The organism is Pedococcus soli (assembly GCF_054782575.1).
In genome coordinates this window covers 833,550-852,228 of the sequence record NZ_BAAGSF010000004.1, presented here as the reverse complement: position 1 = coordinate 852,228, position 18,679 = coordinate 833,550, and the positions used below count along the sequence as shown (strand labels likewise).

The following is an 18,679-nucleotide window of genomic DNA, read 5'->3' as shown; positions in this document are numbered from 1 at the left end:
CTGGTTTCGCCGGCTCAGCGGGACGAGCTGGAGTAGGGCAGGAGCGCCATCTCGCGGGCGTTCTTGACCGCGGTGGCGATGAGTCGCTGCTCCTGGACGGACACACCGGTCACCCGGCGAGCGCGGATCTTGCCGCGGTCGGAGATGAACTTGCGCAGCAGCGCGGTGTCCTTGTAGTCGATGTTCTCGACCTTCGCCGCCTTCAGCGGGTTGGCCTTCTTCTTGGGCTTGCGCACAACGGGCTTGGCCATCGTGGTGCTCTCCTTCTGCGAAGTGTCTTCGCGGATGAGCCCTGGTCTCCCAGGGATGGTGTTCTTCGAGTTGGTCCTGCCGGGCCGAGGTCAGTCGACCGGGCAGTGGTGGGTATGGCGCGTGGTGAGCTCCGTGCGGAGCGCACCGGCGCGGCACACCCGGGTGATCTGTACCGAACCGGTCAGCGGTGCCGGATCAGAACGGGGGCTCGTCGTAGGACGGCGCGCCGCCGCCCCACCCGCCACCGGCCTGGCCGCCGCCCTGGGGCGCCGCCTGCGGGGAGGACTGCTGGCCACCGGACGGGCCGGTCGCCCACGGGTCCTCCTGCTGACCGCCGCCACCCTGACCGCCGCCGCCGGAGAAGCCTCCGCCGCCGCCGGTGCCGCGCTGGGTGCGGTTGACCTTCGCCGTGGCGTACCGCAGCGAGGGGCCGACCTCGTCGACCTCCATCTCGACGACAGTGCGCTTCTCGCCCTCCTTGGTCTCGTACGAACGAGACTTCAGGCGGCCGGAGACGATGACGCGCGTGCCCCGCTGGAGGGACTCGGCCACGTTCTCCGCGGCGTCACGCCACACCGAGCAGCGCATGAACAGCGTCTCGCCGTCCTTCCACTCGTTGGACTGCCGGTCGAACTGCCGCGGCGTGGAGGCCACGGTGAAGTTCGCGACGGCAGCACCCGAGGGGGTGAAGCGCAGCTCGGGGTCGCCGGTGATGTTGCCGATGACGGTGATGATCGTGTCGCCAGCCATGAAGCGGGTCCCCTGTTCGGTAGGTCAGGTCGTGGTGGAACGGGTGGTGCAGGAACAGATCGGTGCGGCTCAGGCGCCGGGGCGCAGGAGCTTGGTGCGCATGACCGACTCGTTGAGGCCGAGCTGGCGGTCCAGCTCCTTGGCCGTGGCCGGCTCCGCGGTGAAGTTGACGACGGCGTAGATGCCCTCGGCCTTCTTCTTGATCTCGAACGCCAAACGACGACGGCCCCAGATGTCGACGTTGTCGACGGTGCCCTTGTCCTTGGTGATCACGGTGAGGAACTTGTCGAGCGACGGAGCGACGGTGCGGTCGTCCAGCTCGGGGTCGAGGATGACCATGAGTTCGTACTGACGCATGCTGATAACCCGCCTCCTTTGGTCTGTGCGGTCACGGTCTCTCCGTGACAGGAGGGTTGCAGTGCGATCCCCCTTGGACTCACCAGTCGGAGAGCCTCGGGGGAACTGGACAAGAGTACCGGGACGCGGCGACATCGCCGAATCACTTGTCCACAGCCTCCGCCCCGACCCCCGGCCCCCCAGGCGCAAAGCGGGGGTGTCGCGGCGACACGGGACTTGTTTGTGCCCTGTATGCCGTGCAACCCCCGCTTTGCGGGTGGGTCGGTGGGTCCGGTGGTCGGGTGGGTCGGCTCAGGCGAGGCGGACGAGGAACCGGTCGGTCGCCCCGGCGAACTCACCCTCGAGCTCGTCAGCCCCGTCAGCCCCGTCAGCCCTGTCAGCGTCCTCGAGGTCGCCCGCGTCGTCGACCTCGACGGCGGGGCGGGCGGCGGCGGTCTGCCAGACCCGCCAGACGAGGTGGGCGACGGCGAGCACGCGGATGACGAGGAACGCGGCATACCAGCCGGCGGGCAGGCCACGGTCGGGCGTGGACAGGCCCGCGACGTAGAGCCAGACGGCCACGAAGTGCAGCGCCTCGGCGGTGGCCCACACGAGGTGGTCGCGCCAGCGCACGCCGCACAGGGCGACCAACGGGACGAGCCACAGCGAGGACTGCACCGGGAACGCCTTGCCGGACAGCAGGGCCAGCCCGACGAGCACGAGCGAGACCTCGGCGAGCGTCGGCCGGCGGGCCGCGCTCAGGGCGAAGACCGCCCCGGTGGCCAGGGCCAGGACCAGGGCGACGAGCGCCGCCAGGGTCACCGCGGAAGTGGGCAGCGGGTGGCCGAGCAGCTGGGGCAGGATCCACACCGAACCGAGGCCGGAGGCGCTGTCCCACCAGACCTGGGTCGAGCGCAGGATCGCGGCCGGGTGGCCGACGAGGAACGGCAGCAGCACGACCGCCACGGCAGCCGCCGCACCGACCAGGGTGCGGCCGACGACGGCCAGCCGACCGGACCGCAGGCCGAGCAGCACCAGGGCCAGCAGCACCAGCAGGGGGTAGACCCGCGCGGTCACGGCGAGCCCGAGGAAGACCCCCGCCGCCACCGGGTGGCGCCGGCTCCACGCCCAGATGCCGGCACTGACCAGGGCCACACCGAACAGGTCCGAGGACACCATCGCGGCCATCAGCAGGACCGGGCTGAGGGCGATGTGCACCGCGAGCGCCGCGTGGCGCGGGCGCGAGGCGGCGGTGAGCCCGACGATCGCGAGCGCGAGGACGGTGCCGAAGAGGGCCCACAGGAGGAAGTACCAGCGCGTCTGGTCCAGGAACGCGCCGTCCGGGACCAACCCGCCGAGCCACGCCATCACCGCACCGGTCAGGACCGGGTGGTCGGCCCGGGCACCGTCACCGCCGACATAGGCCGCCAGGCCCTGGTCGAGGTTGCCGAGCTGGTACTGGGCGGGCAGGTCCGAGAAGCAGGCGTGCCAGAACTGGTCCGACCCGACCCAGCCCTTCTGGACGCAGTGGGCGCGCTGCACCACCGAGAGCGCCATCGTCGCCGACACCGCGACGAGCAGGGGCAGGACGGTCGCGATCCACGAGGTCGCCCGCGCCGAGGCGTGGCGACCGAGCGGCCCACCGGCAACAGCCAGCGAGCCACTCGGAAGCAGGTCCCCCCTCTGGGTCACGGCGCGGCGGTCGTCGGGGAGCTCTGCTGACGGTTGTTCAACAGCGTCGTGGGGACCGGCGGGACCGCTGTCGTCGTCGGCGGCCCCGGCGTCCTGGTCCTGGTCGTCGACGTCGGCGACGGCGGCTGGGTCGTCGTGGTCGTCGACGGCTGCGTCGTCGTGGTCGTCGTGGTGGTCGTCGTCGTCGTGGTGCTGCTGCTCGACGAGGACGTGGTCGTGGGCGGGGGCACGAAGACCTTGTCGTCACCGACTCCGGCGCGCGGCGGGAAGTCGACGATCGGCTGACCCTTGAGCGCGGCGGTCATGTAGTCGGTCCAGATCCTCAGCGGGACCGTCCCACCGGTGAGCTCACCGACGCCGTTGACCTCGTTCATCGACAGCTCGGCGCCGTTCTTTCCGGTGCTGTAGATGCCGACTGCGGTCGCGAGCTGGGGGGTGAACCCGTCGAACCAGGCCGCCTTGTTGTCCGTCGTCGTGCCGGTCTTGCCGGCAGCCGGGCGACCCAGGTTCTGCGCGAACTCGGCCGTGCCGTCCTTGATGGGCTGCTCCATGGCGTCGGTGACGTCGGCCATGACGTCGGCGTCGAACGCCGCCTTCTTCACCGGCTTGGCCTTGTAGTTGATGTTGCCCGGGCCGCCCTTGACGGTGCGGATGAAGTACGGCGTGACGCGCTGGCCCTTCGCCGCGATGGTGGCGTAGGCGTTCGCCATGTCCATCACCTTGACGTGGGAGGTGCCGAGCACGTTGGCGTAGTTGGTGCCGAGCCCCTTGGACGGGAGGCCGGCGGCGACCGCGGCGTCACGCGTCGCCTTGGGGCCGACCTTGATGTTGAGCTGGGCGTAGACGGTGTTGACCGAGTGGCCGGTCGCCCTGCGCAGGTCGATGTTGCCGAACTGCTCGCCGGGGAACGGTCCGAAGTTGCGCACGCCGCCCTGACGCAGGAAGTCGGTGCCGGCCCCGGAGTCCTCGAACTCCTTGAAGTACTGGGGTGACCGTCCGTCGAAGCGGGTCTTCGTGCTGATCGGGTCCTTCGCGGACACCGCCGCCAGCAGCGTGAAGATCTTGAAGGTCGAGCCGGCCTGCATCGTGGCCTGCGTCGAGGTGTTGAACTGTTCCTTCTTGTAGTCCTCACCGCCGTACATCGCCACGACCGCGCCGTCACCGGGCTTGATCGAGGTGAGGCCGACGCGCAGCGTGCTGGTGCCCTTGCCGGTGGGCATCCGGTCCTTGATCGCGGCGATGGCCGCATCCTGGGCCTTCTTGTCGATCGTCGTGACGATCTTGTAGCCGCCCCGGTCGATGTCGGCGTCGGTGAGCTTCAGCTTGGTCTTGAGCTCGCTCTTCACGGCGCTGGTGATGAACCCGTTGGGGCCGCTGGCGCCCTTGTTCGGCTTGTAGTCGACGACCTTGGGGAAGGTCGCCTTCGCGCGCTCGGCGGCGGTGATGTAGCCCTGCGACACCATGCCGTCCATGACGTAGGTCCAGCGCTCCTGCGCGTTCTTCTTCTGCGTGGCACCGAGGCCCGGGTCGTAGAAGGACGGGCCGCGGATGACCGACGCGAGCAGTGCGCCCTCGGAGACCGTGAGGTCGGAGACGTCCTTGTTGAAGTAGGCCTTGGACGCCGTCTGGACGCCGTACGCACCACGCCCGTAGTAGATGGTGTTGAGGTAGTCCTCGAGGATCTGGTCCTTGGACTTCTGCTTCGCGATCTTGATCGAGATCACGATCTCCTTGCCCTTGCGGGTCAGGGTCTGGTCCTGGGTGAGGAAGTAGTTCTTGACGTACTGCTGGGTGATCGTCGAACCACCCTGCGTCGCCCCGCCGCGCAGGCCGACCCACACCGCGCGGGCGATGCCGGTCGGGCTGATGCCGGAGTTCTTGTAGAACGTGCGGTCCTCGGCGGCGAGGTGCGCCTCGCGCACGACGGTCGGGATCTGCGGCAGCTTCACCGACTCGCGGTTGACCTCGCTGATCCGGTCGATCTCCGTCTTGCCGTCGGCGTAGTAGATGACGGACGCCTGGGCGCTCGCGAGGTCGTTCGGCTCCGGGGTCTTGATCAGGGCGTAGGCCGTGAAGAACCCGGCGAGCAGCAGGACGAACCCGGCCAGGGCCGCGATCCCGAGCCGCTTGGCCCACAGCTTCTTCCGACTGCCCCCTGGCCTGTCAGCCTTCGCGCGAGGCTTGCCCGCCTTCGCCTGGGCGCGCGTCTTCGGACGTGAGGAGCTCATGGGACCTTCCGGATCGACATACAACACGGGCTGGGGCGCGCCCCTGCGAGCGCTGCCCCACCCCGACAACTGAGCACCAGTATGACCTCAGAAGGTGGGAATGCCGCATCGGAACCGGACCGGGCCGCGTCCACGCCTCCCTGACCCGGCGCCGGGGCGCACCCGGGCCGGGCACGGCAGCATGAGCACGCGCGTCGATCACCGATGTATCGACTCGATATATCTGAGTGTGTATGGTGGGGTGACAAACTCGAAGTTTGTCACCCCGTCCCATCCCCGACGCGCGAAGGAGAGCAGTCATGGCAGCACGTCGCACCGAGCTGCTCGAGTTCGCCGTCCTCGGGCTGCTGCACGAGGCTCCCCAGCACGGGTACGAGCTGCGCAAGCGGCTCAACGCCGCGCTCGGCCCGTTCCGTGCGCTGTCCTACGGCACGCTCTACCCCTGCCTGCGCTCGCTGCTCGACAAGGGCTGGATCTCCGAGGCGACCCTGGGCCGGAGCACGACGACCGGCACTACGGGCAGCCGGCGCGCCCGGATCGTCTACGAGCTCACTGCGGACGGCAAGGAGCGGTTCCAGGACCTACTGCGCGAGGCCGGCCCGACCGCGTGGGAGGACGACACCTTCGACGTGCACTTCGCCTTCTTCGCCCGCACCGAGGCCGAGGTCCGGCTGCGCATCCTCGAGGGCCGGCGCAGCCGGCTCGAGGAGCGGCTGGAGAACATCCGGGCCGCCTCGGCCAAGAACCGCGAGCGCTTCGACAGCTACACCGCCGAGCTCGAGCGGCACGGCCTGGACTCCGCCGAGCGCGAGGTCCGCTGGCTCAACGAGCTCATCACCGCCGAGCGCAACACCCCGACCGCGGCCGCCACCCCGGCCCCCACCTCGGCCGCATCGCCGGCCACCCCCAGCAGCACCACCCAGAACGACCAACCCTCCACCCCGTTCAACCACAAGGAGTAATCCATGGGATCCATTCGCGTCGCCATCGTTGGCGTCGGCAACTGCGCCAGCTCCCTGGTCCAGGGCGTCGAGTACTACAAGGACGCCGACCCGTCGCACACCGTCCCCGGCCTGATGCACGTCATGTTCGGTGAGTACCACGTCAAGGACGTCGAGTTCGTCGCCGCCTTCGACGTGGACGCCAAGAAGGTCGGCTTCGACCTGTCCGAGGCGATCAACGCCTCGGAGAACAACACGATCAAGATCGCGGACGTCGCCCCGACCGGGGTCACCGTCCAGCGTGGTGTCACCAACGACGGCCTCGGCAAGTACTACCGCATGACCATCGAGGAGTCCGACGCCGAGCCGGTGGACATCGTCCAGACGCTCAAGGACGCCAAGGTCGACGTGCTCGTGTCCTACCTCCCGGTGGGCTCCGAGACCGCGGACAAGTACTACGCCCAGTGCGCCATCGACGCGGGCGTCGCGTTCGTCAACGCCCTCCCGGTGTTCATCGCCTCCGACCCCGAGTGGGCCGCGAAGTTCGAGGCCGCGGGTGTCCCGATCATCGGTGACGACATCAAGAGCCAGGTCGGCGCCACCATCACCCACCGCGTCATGGCCAAGCTGTTCGAGGACCGCGGTGTCGTGCTGGACCGCACGTACCAGCTCAACGTCGGCGGCAACATGGACTTCAAGAACATGCTCGAGCGTGACCGCCTCGAGTCCAAGAAGATCTCCAAGACGCAGGCCGTCACCTCCAACCTGGGTCACGACCTGGGTGCGAAGAACGTCCACATCGGCCCGTCGGACTACGTCCAGTGGCTCGACGACCGCAAGTGGGCCTACGTCCGCCTCGAGGGTCGCGCGTTCGGCGACGTGCCGCTCAACCTGGAGTACAAGCTCGAGGTCTGGGACTCCCCCAACTCGGCCGGCATCATCATCGACGCCATCCGCGCGGCGAAGATCGCCAAGGACCGCGGCATCGGCGGCGCGCTCATCTCCGCGTCGTCCTACCTCATGAAGTCCCCGCCCGTGCAGCGCGAGGACACCGAGGGCCGCGCCAAGCTCGAGGCCTACATCGCGGGCACCGAAGAGCGCTGACCTGACACGCAGGGCGCTGGTACCAGCGTCCTCGTCGGTCGAAGGGGCACCTCCCACGCGGGAGGTGCCCCTTTCGCGTGCCCGTCCCGTCAGGCGGGGGTCGGCTCGGAGGGCGCAGGCGTGTGCCGCGCGGTCGCCTTTCCGCGTGCGGGCCGCGCAGGACCGCGGGTGAACAACGGCCGGACGTCGACGTCGGAGCGCAACCGTCGCCAGAAGTCGGTGTTGGCCCGCAGGTCGGCACGGGCGGAGCTCGTCGCCGCGAAGTAGGCCGCGGCGTCCTCGGCCGTGGGCTCGGCCGGCCCGAACACGTGGGCGTTCGCCGTGGCCGCGAGCGGGCGCAGGTCGACCGGGGCGTCGACGGCGGCGGCCTGCTCCAGCCGCGTCGCGCGGCGCGGCGGCCGGTGCCCGTAGGACCGGGCGCTGGCCATGAGGTCGCTCCAGGCCCACGTGACCCGGGACGCGGTGGGCCCTCGGGTCGCGTGCCGACGGCGACGCCACGCCTTGAGGCCACGGATCGTCCAGTAGACGGCGGCGAGGACGAGCAGCACCGCTGCGACCAGTGCGGCCCACTGGAGCCACCACGGCCAGGACGAGGGGTCGAACAGCTTCTTCGGCGGCTTCTTGAGGTTGGTGGCGTTCTGCGCCTGGTCGGGGCCCTGCAGCACGCTCGGCGGGTTCACGCCCGCGGGCGGCGGGACCAGGGCGCCGACCTTGCGGTCCTCGACCTTGGTCTGCAGCTCCTTGGGCTTCTTGTTCCGATCGGGCAGGAAGTTGTCGGTGAGCACCGGCTGCCACTGGCCCTGGTTGTCCCGGACCTCGACCCAGGCGTGCACGTCCCGCCCGCGGACGGGGCCGGCCGCCGGGGTGATCGCTCCCATGACGACGCGCGTGGGGACCCCGAGGCGGTTGCCCATGAGGGCCAGCGTCGCGGCGTACTGCTCGTCGTTGCCGGCGAGCTGGGCCAGTCCGACGAAACGGGACAGCCGCCCGATGCTGTGACCCGGGAGGTAGTAGCGCTCCACCGAGTTCGGGCTGCCGCCGTCGGTGTAGGCGCCCTCGCCCGACATGGCCCGGGCGATGGCCACGAACTGCGCCCACGGGTCGGCCGCGTCACCCGTGAAGGCGTCGAGCTTGGCGTCGAGGAAGCTCGTGTCGACCTCGTCGGTGAGCGACCCCTGGTCGACCGGCAACGAGGTCGGCATCTTCGCCCGCGTCGGCGGGACGTAGGCGGTGAAGGTGTAGGAGTCACCGGGCTCGAGCCGGTCAGGGACCAGGGCGGTGTTGGTGTCGATGTTGAGCCACAGCCGCCCGGCGAGGGTGTCGGCGCGGCGGCCCGCGAACTTCACCCCCGCCACGGTTCCCGCGGTCGGCAGCCAGACGTCGCCGTACCCGCCCTCGGGGACGGTCACCTGCACGTCGACCTTGCGGCCTGGCCCGTGCGTGGAGATCGTCTGGCCGACCTGTTGGAACGCCGCGCCGGGCACGACAGACCCGCTGTTGGCGCGCTCGGACGCGCCCCAGACGGCGCCGTCGTACGAGTCCAGGGTCGCGAAGCGCAGCGGGGTGCCGGCGGGGAGCCCCGTCACCTCGAGGAGCGGGGTGTCCCAGAGCTCTGCCGGGTTGGGCTCGGTGTACCGGCGGAACCCGGCGAGCGGGCTGGCGAAGGCGGCGATGTCGATCGGGGGGACGACGTGCGAGCGCGCGACCTGGCGGGTCGTGGCATCGGCACCGGGCAGGTGCGGCCCGACGAAGTACCCCGCCAGCAGGGCGATCCCGACCAGGGACGCACCGATGGCGTACCGGGTCCGCTGACCGGCACCGTTCTGCAGGGGTGCCCGGGTGCGGGCCGCGCGCGCGACCATCCAGCCGATCCCGAGGACGGCGAACACCGCCCCCTGGGCGAGCGGGGAGGCCGCCTCCGTGGTGCCGAGGACGATGCCGAGGGCGAGCAGCACGAGCGGAGCCGGCAGCACGGCATACGGGGTGGACCAGCGGCGCGCCACGGCGTAGGTGACGCAGGCACCGAGCAGTCCCACGATCAGCGGCAGGGCGAGCAGGCCGCTGCCGGTGTCGACCGGCGGCAGGAGGGTGACCAGGCGCTTCCAGCCGTGCACCGAGGTGTCGGCGAGGTCCAGCAGCGTCTGGCCGCTGGGCAGCACCCCGCCCACGAGGTCACCGCGGACCGCGAGCGGTCCCCCGAGCAGGAGGTAGAGGACCGTCACTGCCGCGAGCGGCGTGACGAACGGGAGCCGGTATGCCGTCGTGACGTGCGTGACCACCAGGCCCAGGACCAGCCCTGCCGCGGCGGGAAGGGCCCAGCTCGGGCCGGCGAAGTCGGTGCGGAAGCCGATGAGCGCCAGGCCGACGAGCAGCACCGTGAACGCCGCGTCGACCAGCGCGGCCCGGTCGGGCAGCAGCCCACCCCGCCGCGACGAGGCGGCCAACCGGGAACGGGTGCTGGTCCACGACGTGCGGGCACGCGTGCGGCCCGGGGCGGTGGAGTCGCGGCCGGGACCCGTCGTGTGCTCGGGCGACCCGGGCGGCTGGGCGGTCATACGAGGGCTCCGCTGGCGAGGACGGCGCGCAGGTCCTGGATGCGCCGGATGTTCAGGCGGGTCAGGCCACCGAGGTGCTGGATGCCGGTCTCCTCCATCGCGTCGATGGTCAGGACGACCTTCCTCACCTCGAGCTCGAACTGCGCCAGGGCGCGCTGGGCCTCGATGAAGGGGCGCTGCGGACCGGTGACGAGGATGACCACCGACGTGTCGGGCGCGAGGGAGAACGCCTCGGTGCAGCGGCCGAACACGTCGGACGGGCCGAGCTCGACCCGGGCCAGGGCGTCGAGGGTGAGCGAGGCCGTCGTGCGCGAGGCCACCTGGCCGCGGCAGACGACGGTGGTGTCCTGCTCGTCGCGGATGGCGCGCAGGGCCAGGGACGCCGCGGCGCTGATGGCGGTCTCGGCCTCGTCCTCGCCTCCCTGGAACTGCTCGGGGTCGGCGTCGACGACCAGGCACAGGTGCGAGCGCCGGGTGTCGAGGAACTGGCGGACGAGCAGGCGTCCCGCCTTGGCCGACGAGCGCCAGTGGATGTACCGCCGGTCGTCGCCGGGCTGGTACTCACGCAGCGCGTGGAAGGCCAGGTCCGACATCGACAGGTCCTGGGTGGTCTCACCCTCGAGGTCGCGCAGCAGGCCGGCGCCGAGGCTCTCCAGGGAGACGGTGCGCGGGTGGACGTAGAGGTCGGTGACGTCGGTCCAGCGCTCGGTGCGCCGGACCAGCCCGAGGGGGTCGCCCTGCACGGTGCGGGCCGGCCCGACCGGGATGACGCCGCGTCGGTGGGTCGGGACGACGAACAGCTCCTCATGGGCCTTGCCCGACCCCAGCGGCGGGAGCGTGAAGCGGGCCGCCGAGACACCGACGGGCAGCTCGACGAGCAGGGGCAGCATCCCCCGCTTCGAGTCGTTGGTCACCGTGATCCGGCCGGTGGCGGGTTCGCCGACACTGACCCGCACCGGTTCGAGGTCGGTGGTGACGGTGACCCGGGTGCGGCCGATGGCGAGCAGGACGCAGCACAGCACCAGGACGAGGGCCGCCGCCCCGATCATCAGCCACTCGGTCCACCCGGCCCAGCGCCCGACGACCCAGGCGGCGACCCCGAGGGCGACGACCGCCCAGCCCAGCGGCGAGATCCAGCGCAGGAACCCGGCCACCGGCGACCAGGCCGGCCGGGTCCGCTCCCGCAGGTCGCGGGCCCGGGTCGTGACACCCTCCGGGACGGCGGGCACCGTCAGGCCGCCGAACCGGGTCAGGTCCGGGAGCCGCACCGCGGGAAGGCGCAGGTTGAGTCGGGACCGCGCGCGCCGCGGGCGCGCCCGGCCGCCCTCGGGACGGCCGGCACGCAGGTCGGCGCGACGGACCGTCCGCTCCTCCTCGGGAGCGGAGCGGTCCGGCGGGGACCCGATGGGTGAGCTCATCGTGGGACCGGCCTCAGGCCGCGCGCTCGGCCGGCGGTGCGACCTCGCCGAGGATCTGGGTGATGACCTGGTCGACGGTGATGTTCGCGAACTGCGCCTCCGCGGTGAGCAGCAGGCGGTGGCACAGCACGGGGTTCGACAGCATCTTGATGTCGTCGGGGATGACGTGGGTGCGGCCCTGGCTGGCGGCCCACGTCTTGGCGCACCGGACGAACGCGAGGCAGCCGCGCACCGACATGCCGAGCTTGACCGACACGTGCCGGCGGGAGGCCTCGGCGATCTGCGAGACGTAGGCGAGGATCGCCGGGTCGACGTGGACCTCGTCGGCCAACGCCGCCATGTCGCTGACCACGCTGCTCGTGACGACCGCCGACAGGGTGCCCGCCCGGTCACGGACCTTGGCGTTGGCGAGGACGGCGACGGTGGCCTCCAGGTCGGGGTACCCCAGCGACGTCTTCATGAGGAAGCGGTCGAGCTGGGCCTCGGGGAGGCGGTAGGTGCCGGCCTGCTCGATGGGGTTCTGGGTGGCGATGACCATGAACGGCTTGCCCGCCTCGTGGCGCACGCCGTCGACGGTGATGTGCGCCTCCTCCATCACCTCGAGCAGCGCCGACTGGGTCTTCGGCGAGGCGCGGTTGATCTCGTCCGCGAGGACGATGTTCGCGAAGATCGGGCCCGGGTGGAAGTCGAACTTCTGGCTGCTCGGGTCGTAGATCGTCACCCCGGTGACGTCGCTGGGCAGCAGGTCCGGCGTGAACTGGATGCGGCTGTTGCTGCCCTGCACCGTCCCCGCGAGCGCGCGCGCCAGCTGGGTCTTGCCGGTGCCCGGGAAGTCCTCGAGCAGGATGTGCCCCTCGGACAGCATGCAGGTCAGGGCCAGCCGGATGACGTGGTCCTTGCCGAGCACGGCCTTCTCGACGTTCTGCACCATCTGGGTGAACGCCTGCTCGAACCACTGGGCCTGCTCTTGGGTGACGGTCATGGAGTGCGGTGCCTTTCGTTGCTGCTGTGTGGGTGCACGGTGAGGACCCTCACCACTTGAGGGTGTCGGTTGCGGACTGGCCGGCACGGGAGCACGTGGCGCGGACGGTCGATCCTGGCTGTCCGAGGAAGTTGTCGCTCTCCTTGTAGGCGTTGCCACCCATCGACATGTCCCGCCACCCGCTCACGGTTCCACCGTCGAGCCTGAAGGTGCAGGACACGCGACCGCTGAAGTCGGACGTGCGCACGGCGATCCAGCGGCACGAGCTGCTCGTGCACGATCCGTTGCCGGTGGCACACGAGCGCTGGCTGCAGGTGTTGCCCTTGACCACGGTGATCGCAGGAGTCGGCGGCGGCTTGGCGGTGCGGCCGTTGATCGTCGTCCACGCGCTCCACCGACCCGTCGAGTCCTTCATCCGGACCCGGGCCGAGTGGGCGCTGTCGTACGCGCCATACGTGAACTTCACCGACCGGGCACCGGAGCCGAGGTTCTTGGTCGTCCCCGCGCTGGAGGCCTGGAAGGCCGCGATGGCTCGGCCGTTGAGGCGCTGCGACCAGTTGTAGGTGATGGTCTTGCCGGAGGCGGACGAGCCGCGGGACGTCGGGGCGTAGGGCGTGCCGTAGGGGCTGACGTTGCCGCTCAGCGGCGACCAGTCCGACCAGGCGGTGCCGTTGAAGACCCGCACCCGGATGCGCTGGCCGGCGGTGGTGCCCAGCCCGCTCGTCGTGAACGCCTTCGTGGAGTTCTCCGCGCACCCGCAGCTGACGAACCCGCTGGCGATGACAGCGCCACCGTTGCGCGACTCCCACTCCAGGCGGGAGAACGCGCTGGACCGCGAGTCGCCCAGTGGTGCCTGCACGTCCGCCGTCTTGTCCGGCCGTGGCGTCGAGGCCGACGGAGCGCCGGGCGTGGCCGGCTGGCCGACGGAGGAGAACGAGCGCGTGTTCGCCTTGGCCGACTCCTTGTTCGCGCCGTTGGTCGCGGTCACGGTGTACGTGTAGGTGCGGCCGTCGTAGGGCAGGTTGGAGTCGGTGTAGTACCGCTGGCCGGGCGGCGTCGTGCCCAGCTGGGTCCAGGCGCCGGACCCGACCCGGCGGTAGACGGTGTAGCGCAGCAGCGACGGGCCGTTCGGGGAGACGGCGTTCCACGTGATGCGGACGTTGGTGTTGTCGTACCCCGCGGCCGGTGCCCGCGAGCTCACGTCGGTGATGGTGACGGCCGGCGGGGTGCCGGCGGACTGCAGCTCGACGGCCGGCCCGAACGGCCCCGCGCCGAGGTCGTTGCGGGCGCGCACCGAGACGGCCTGCTTGTGGTTGTTGGTCAGGCCGGACATCGAGGCACGGACCCCGGGGGCCGCGACCGTCCGCGTCCGGATCGCTCCGGTCGTCGTGTCCTGGAACCGGACGATGTAGGAGCGGACGTCGCTGCCCTTCTTGGCCGGCGGGTTCCAGGTGACCGTGAGGGTGCCGTCGCCGCGGCTCACCTGACGCACGCCGGTGACCGGGTTGGGCAGGGTGTCGGGCTTGACCGGTCCGACCTCGGGGCTGCGGGGGCTGTCGCCGACGCCGTTGGTGGCCAGGACGCTGAAGTAGTAGGGCTTGCCGTCCTCCAGGCCGCCGATCGTGCAGGGCGAGGCGCTGCAGCGCTGGGACATCGCCCCGGGTCCGCGACCCGTCACCGTGTACGAGGTGATGGGGCTGCCACCGTCGTAGGTGGGCGGGTTCCACGAGACACGGGCGGTGCCGCCGTTGACCCGGTCGGCCACGGCGCGCACTCCACCCGGGGCGAGCGGCTTGCCGAGGACGCTGATGCTGCCGCGGCCGACGGCGTTGCGCCCCGGCCCGTCGGACACGGACACGGCGACCGATCCGCTGCCCGACGACTCACCCGACGCCTGGATCGTCACGGTGCAGCCTGTGACGCTGGCGGTCAGCCCCTTGCCGCTCTCGATCCGCGCGGAGTTGACGGTGCAGGACGGCTTGTCCAGCGGTGAGTCGAGGTAGGACCTCAGGTCGACCGTGGCCGAGGACCCGGCCTTGAGCCCGGTGACCGAGAACGGTCGCATGCGCGGCGGCGGTGCCACCGGCAGCGGGTCGCCCTTGGCATCCACGGCAGCCTTGGCCGGGTCGGCCGACAGGCCGAGGACGTTGACGCGGACGAACGAGTCCTCACCACCCTTGGGCCGGATGCGCACCCGTCCCTTGGTGCTGCTCGGGGCGTCGCGGCCGGCCTTGAGCGCCACCTGGCGCCCTCCCTGGCCCTCCTGGTCGAGGCTGACCCCGGGTGACTCGGGCTGCCACTGGGCCTCGAAGCCCACACCGTCCAGGGACAGCCCCGGCGGCAGCCAGGCGTGGCACAGGGTGGGGATGTCGAGGGTGCGCTGCCGGCCACCCGCGACGAGCGAGACGGCGAAGTCGGGACACGTGAGCAGCGGGACCTTGGGGCCGATCTGCACCGGGATGGAGACGTAGGCGGTGCGGAAGTCCTTCTGCTGCACGTTCTCCTGATCGGTGACCTCGAGCATCACCGCACCCGGCCCGACGTACCCGCCGGAGGAGGTGAGGGTCAGCGAGTTCTTGCCGTCGTTGGAGACCTCGAGCTTGTCGGACGGCGAGGCGCTGAGGGTGTCCGGCGTGGTGATGCCGACGACCCGGGCGCGGGGCGACTTCACGTAGTCCGCGATCGCGACGGTCTTGCTCGAGTCGCGGTCCATCTCGATGAGCGCCCCGTTGACGACGAAGGGGTCGCCGTTGTCGCCGGTCGGCACGTAGATCAGCGCCATCGCCGTCTGGCCGTCCTCGTCGGTGATGACGTACGGCACGGTGTGCGGGTGGTCGAGCACCGTGACGCGGACCTGGCGGCCACCCGGCTCGACCGATGCGTCGGTCGACAGGACCGAGACCACCTTGAGCTGCTCGTTGTCGCCGTCCACGTCCCGGTCGTTGGCGAGGACGTCGACCAGGGCCGTCGTCTCGTCGCCCTTCGGCTTGGCCACGTCGTCGACCGCGACGGGCCGGTTCTTCCAGCCGGCGACGGGCACGACGGTGATGCTCGACTTCGACGGGTCGAACACGCCGTTGTCGATGCCGTAGGTGAGGTGCTGCTGGCCGGCCGAGACCGGCGGGACGACCGTGCGGAACGTGCTCGCCTTCGCGTCGATCTTCCACTTCGACAGCGACGCCGAGGGGTTGAGGTCCCGGTAGAGCAGGTCGACGGAGTCCCCGCGGGCGATGAGGTCGTTCTCGGTGGGGTCGAGCGTGACCGTCTTGCCGGGTGCCGCCCTGACCACGTCCTCGACGGCGACCGGGGGCTGGGGGTCGCCCGGTGCGACCACACCGATCCGGACGAACCCGGTGCTCTCGCCACCGAACCGGTCGGCGACGGTGTAGTTGAGCACCTCGGTCCCTGCGGACCGGGGGTACGCCTCGTACTTGATCGTCGAGGCGCCGAACCCGGTGACGCGACCGAGGCTGAGGTTGATGGCCTCGCCGTCGACGCTGGAGATCCCCTGGACCGTGACCGTGTCACCGTCCGGGTCGACCCCGGAGGTCGGGATGGTGATCGTCAGCGGCTCGCCGGCGACGACGCTCGCCGAGAAGCTGCGGGCGACCGGCGACTGGTTGGGGTTGGTGGCGCCCGGCAGCGGCTTGACCGTCACCGAGACGCGGCCGGAGCGCGCCTTGGACGGGTCGCCGATGGGGTACGCCGAGTACTCGATCGTCACGACCTTCTCGACGGTGACCGGGGTGGTCGGGTCGGGCACGTAGCGCACGAGGTTGCCCGACGCGAAGGCGTTCTGCGGCTCGCCCTTGGTCAGCACCTTGACCGAGTCGGGGTCGAGGACGAGCGGGATCCCCTCGGCCATCGAGTCGTTGTCGAGCACGGGGATGCTCACCGTGTCCTGGGCGCGGACGACGGCCGTGTCGTCCTGGATGATCGGCAGCGCCTTGGGATCGGTCGGTCGCTGGGTCACCGTCAGCTCCCCGGTGGTGGACTTGCGACCGTCGCTGATCGTGTACCGGACCGTGCCGGTGCGGGGCTTGGTGCCGCCGGTGAACGGGTCCAGCGCCTCGACGCGGACCCAGCGCCCCTGGTAGATCGTCGGGCGCAGCCAGCTGTTGTCGCTGTCCACCGACACGCTGCGGGTGGCCAGCACGTCGGCCCGCGGCGAGTAGTCGTTGGCGAGGACGTCCGCCATGACGGGCGTCTGGTCGCGCACCGTCGCGGAGTCGGGCACCGCGACCGGTGGGGCGTCGGGGTCGGGGTCGTCGATGAGGTCGATGCGGATCCGCCCGGGTGCGACCCCCTGGCCGACCTGCGCGGCATACGTGAGCTCGAAGGTGCCCTTGGTCGCACCGGTGATCGTCACGACGCCGGTGTCGAGGTCGCTGACCACGCTGAGCGACCCCTGGGGGCGCACGTCCGTGGCGAGGCGCATCTTCGCGTCGGGGTCCTCGGGGTCGGCGCCGGCGATGTCGTTGCCGAGCGGCTCGATCTGCAGGGGCTTGCCGACGACGCCGCGCACCACGTCGGGCTGGGTGCTCGGCGCGCGGAACGTGTTGCCGTCGCCGAGCACCGCGAGCGTCACCTTGCCGGGTGTGACCCCGCCGCGTCCGTCGTCGACGGTGTAGGGCACCGCCTGCGACCCGGCCTTGTCACGGGCCTGCACGACCAGCCGGCCGAGCCCGTCGACGAGGCTGTCGCCGTCGCCCGGCTGGGCGGTGACCTGGTCGTTCTCGGGGTCGCGCCAGTCGCCGATGACCGTCACCGGGATGCGTCCCCCGGAGACGACCGGGTATGCCGTCGTGGCCAGCGTCGCGCTGCCCTCACGCAGGAAGGGGGGCGAGTTCACGTCGTCGGCGACCACGGTGACGGTGACCGTGGCCCGGGGGTGGGCGGAGGCGACGCCGTTGTTGACCTGGTAGGAGAACGAGAACGAGGTGGTCCCGGGGTCGGCCGGCACCGACACGTCGACGGACTGCCCGTCGCCGGACACCGTCGCGGTGACGCCGCCGGCGTCCGGCTGGGTGATCTCACCGGGGGCGATCGCGAGGATCGAGCCCGGGGTGTCGGTGTCGTTGTCGAGGACGTGCAGCTTGGACGTGCGGCCGGCGCGGACCTTGAGGTTGTCGGGCTCGGCCTTGGGGGGCTGCGGCGTCGTCGTGTCGTCGACGACGTTCTTGTCCTTGTCGTCGTTGTTGTCGTCGGTCTTGCTCGGCGGGATGACCGAGTCCCAGTTGTCGATCTTCAGCGGCTTGGAGTCGAGGTCCCACGCGTCGCCGGTGTCGAGGTCGTTGAGGACGATGAGGTTGCGGTTGGTGCGCAGCGCCATGCCGTCGCGCAGCGGCACGTCACCTGGCTTGTCGAGCGTCCCGGCCGTGACGGTCTGGCCCTGGCCGCAGTTGGCGCCGTAGTAGGCCCGGTCGGTCTGGGCCCACGCGGCGTGGACGCAGTCCCCGAGCCGCACCGGTCGGGACACCTTCGGGCGTTCGGCACCCGGGCCGACCTGGCTCGGGAGGCGGACCCCGACCTGGCCGGGTGCGCCGTCGAGCCCGATCACCTTGAGCTCCGTGGTGGTCTCGAGGGCCACGGAGTCGGCCTTCGGACCGGGCTGCTGCAGCGCGGCGTACGCCATCCCGCCGAGGCGGTCGGCGCCCCCGGCGACGGGCTTCTCGAGGCCCTCGGCGAAGACCTGGTCCTCGACGGGGTTGTAGACGACCCACCGGGTGCCGACCGCGGTGATGTCGACGGCGCTGGCGGTGAGCCCGATCTTCTCGGTGACCGGGGCGCCGAAGGAGTCGCCGGCGGCGGGCACGGAGACGACCTTGCCGGTCGCGGCCGAGACGACGTGGACTCCGCCCGAGGTGTCGACGGCCATGGCGGCGATGCCGCCGGCGATGGCCAGCGGCTTCGCGGAGGTCGTCAGCGTCAGCCCCGACAGCGGTGCGGCCGGGTCGACGCGCTGGGCCCACACCTTGCCCGTCTTCGGGTCGACCATGGCCAGCGTGCCACCGCGCAGGTCGCCGGTCGCCGGGACGAACTCCTTGCCCACGGGCTTGGCCTTCTGCGGCAGCTGGACCGGTGCGGTCGAGTCGATCCGACCGGTGATCGGGTCGATGGGGACGAGCTGGTTGCCGGTGGTCAGGATGCCGCCGACCGCGGCGCCGTCCTGGACGACGTCGAGCCCGGCACCGGGGGTGACGTTGGCCTGGATGCCGGCGTCGAACTGGCGTGCCGCCTTGTTCATCCGGGCGAACTGGCTGTAGTTGGTCGCCGAGACCCAGACCCCGCCGTCGTTGAGGTCGGCCTCGTGCACGGTCTCCCCGCGGGAGTGGACGGCGAAGAACGTCAGGCTCGACGCCGCCACTGCGACGACGACCCCCGATGCCACTCCTGCGCGCCGGCGTGCGACCGGACTCAT

11 protein-coding genes are annotated in these 18,679 nt (G+C 71.1%); 2 read left to right on the top strand and 9 right to left on the bottom strand.

The window, feature by feature from the left end; translation table 11 throughout:
- Positions 1 to 14: 14 nt before the first annotated feature.
- The 5 genes from rpsR to ACYVKF_RS10015 form a co-directional block, all read right to left on the bottom strand.
- Positions 15 to 251, bottom strand: coding sequence for a 30S ribosomal protein S18 (rpsR, locus tag ACYVKF_RS10035; RefSeq protein ID WP_056884210.1), 237 nt, complete (start codon positions 249 to 251; stop codon positions 15 to 17).
- 196 nt (positions 252 to 447) lie between these two features.
- Entirely contained in the window at positions 448 to 1,002 is a 555-nt protein-coding gene (locus tag ACYVKF_RS10030) for a single-stranded DNA-binding protein (RefSeq protein WP_056916128.1), read from the bottom strand.
- 69 nt (positions 1,003 to 1,071) lie between these two features.
- The gene (gene rpsF / locus ACYVKF_RS10025; protein WP_056884208.1) at positions 1,072 to 1,359 is read right to left on the bottom strand and encodes a 30S ribosomal protein S6; all 288 of its coding nucleotides are present in this window, start codon (positions 1,357 to 1,359) and stop codon (positions 1,072 to 1,074) included.
- 291 nt (positions 1,360 to 1,650) lie between these two features.
- The gene (locus ACYVKF_RS10020) at positions 1,651 to 3,030 is read right to left on the bottom strand and encodes a glycosyltransferase 87 family protein (protein ID WP_460966333.1); all 1,380 of its coding nucleotides are present in this window, start codon (positions 3,028 to 3,030) and stop codon (positions 1,651 to 1,653) included.
- Positions 3,027 to 5,258, bottom strand: a complete 2,232-nt coding sequence (locus tag ACYVKF_RS10015) for a transglycosylase domain-containing protein (RefSeq protein WP_460966332.1) — start codon at positions 5,256 to 5,258, stop codon at positions 3,027 to 3,029. Before ACYVKF_RS10015 ends, ACYVKF_RS10020 begins: the two co-directional genes overlap by 4 nt.
- Before the next feature lie 299 nt (positions 5,259 to 5,557).
- Between ACYVKF_RS10015 and ACYVKF_RS10010 the strand changes: the two genes are divergently transcribed.
- A complete protein-coding gene (locus tag ACYVKF_RS10010; protein WP_460966331.1) occupies positions 5,558 to 6,220 on the top strand; it encodes a PadR family transcriptional regulator in 663 nt (220 codons plus the stop codon).
- Between the two features lie 3 nt (positions 6,221 to 6,223).
- On the top strand, positions 6,224 to 7,303 hold the full coding sequence (locus ACYVKF_RS10005; protein ID WP_056916125.1) for an inositol-3-phosphate synthase: 1,080 nt from the start codon (positions 6,224 to 6,226) through the stop codon (positions 7,301 to 7,303).
- Positions 7,304 to 7,392: 89 nt separating this feature from the next.
- Here ACYVKF_RS10005 and ACYVKF_RS10000 read toward each other — a convergent pair whose 3' ends face one another.
- The 4 genes from ACYVKF_RS10000 to ACYVKF_RS09985 are packed head-to-tail and all read right to left on the bottom strand — an operon-like array spanning position 7,393 to position 18,679.
- Positions 7,393 to 9,858, bottom strand: coding sequence for a transglutaminase family protein (locus ACYVKF_RS10000; RefSeq protein ID WP_460966330.1), 2,466 nt, complete (start codon positions 9,856 to 9,858; stop codon positions 7,393 to 7,395).
- The gene (locus ACYVKF_RS09995; RefSeq protein WP_460966329.1) at positions 9,855 to 11,276 is read right to left on the bottom strand and encodes a DUF58 domain-containing protein; all 1,422 of its coding nucleotides are present in this window, start codon (positions 11,274 to 11,276) and stop codon (positions 9,855 to 9,857) included. The genes ACYVKF_RS10000 and ACYVKF_RS09995 overlap by 4 nt, the downstream gene beginning before the upstream one ends.
- A 13-nt stretch (positions 11,277 to 11,289) precedes the next feature.
- Positions 11,290 to 12,258, bottom strand: a complete 969-nt coding sequence (locus ACYVKF_RS09990) for an AAA family ATPase (protein ID WP_056916122.1) — start codon at positions 12,256 to 12,258, stop codon at positions 11,290 to 11,292.
- Between the two features lie 49 nt (positions 12,259 to 12,307).
- Entirely contained in the window at positions 12,308 to 18,679 is a 6,372-nt protein-coding gene (locus tag ACYVKF_RS09985; protein ID WP_460966328.1) for an Ig-like domain-containing protein, read from the bottom strand.

What these genes read in the sequence shown, in the direction of transcription:
- ACYVKF_RS09985 (WP_460966328.1), bottom strand. Translation starts at nt 18,679, where the DNA reads ATGAGTCCGGTCGCACGCCGGCGCGCAGGAGTGGCATCGGGGGTCGTC.
- ACYVKF_RS10000 (WP_460966330.1), bottom strand. Translation starts at nt 9,858, where the DNA reads ATGACCGCCCAGCCGCCCGGGTCGCCCGAGCACACGACGGGTCCCGGC.
- rpsR (WP_056884210.1), bottom strand. Translation starts at nt 251, where the DNA reads ATGGCCAAGCCCGTTGTGCGCAAGCCCAAGAAGAAGGCCAACCCGCTG.
- ACYVKF_RS09995 (WP_460966329.1), bottom strand. Translation starts at nt 11,276, where the DNA reads ATGAGCTCACCCATCGGGTCCCCGCCGGACCGCTCCGCTCCCGAGGAG.
- ACYVKF_RS10005 (WP_056916125.1), top strand. Translation starts at nt 6,224, where the DNA reads ATGGGATCCATTCGCGTCGCCATCGTTGGCGTCGGCAACTGCGCCAGC.
- rpsF (WP_056884208.1), bottom strand. Translation starts at nt 1,359, where the DNA reads ATGCGTCAGTACGAACTCATGGTCATCCTCGACCCCGAGCTGGACGAC.
- ACYVKF_RS10015 (WP_460966332.1), bottom strand. Translation starts at nt 5,258, where the DNA reads ATGAGCTCCTCACGTCCGAAGACGCGCGCCCAGGCGAAGGCGGGCAAG.
- ACYVKF_RS10010 (WP_460966331.1), top strand. Translation starts at nt 5,558, where the DNA reads ATGGCAGCACGTCGCACCGAGCTGCTCGAGTTCGCCGTCCTCGGGCTG.
- ACYVKF_RS09990 (WP_056916122.1), bottom strand. Translation starts at nt 12,258, where the DNA reads ATGACCGTCACCCAAGAGCAGGCCCAGTGGTTCGAGCAGGCGTTCACC.
- ACYVKF_RS10030 (WP_056916128.1), bottom strand. Translation starts at nt 1,002, where the DNA reads ATGGCTGGCGACACGATCATCACCGTCATCGGCAACATCACCGGCGAC.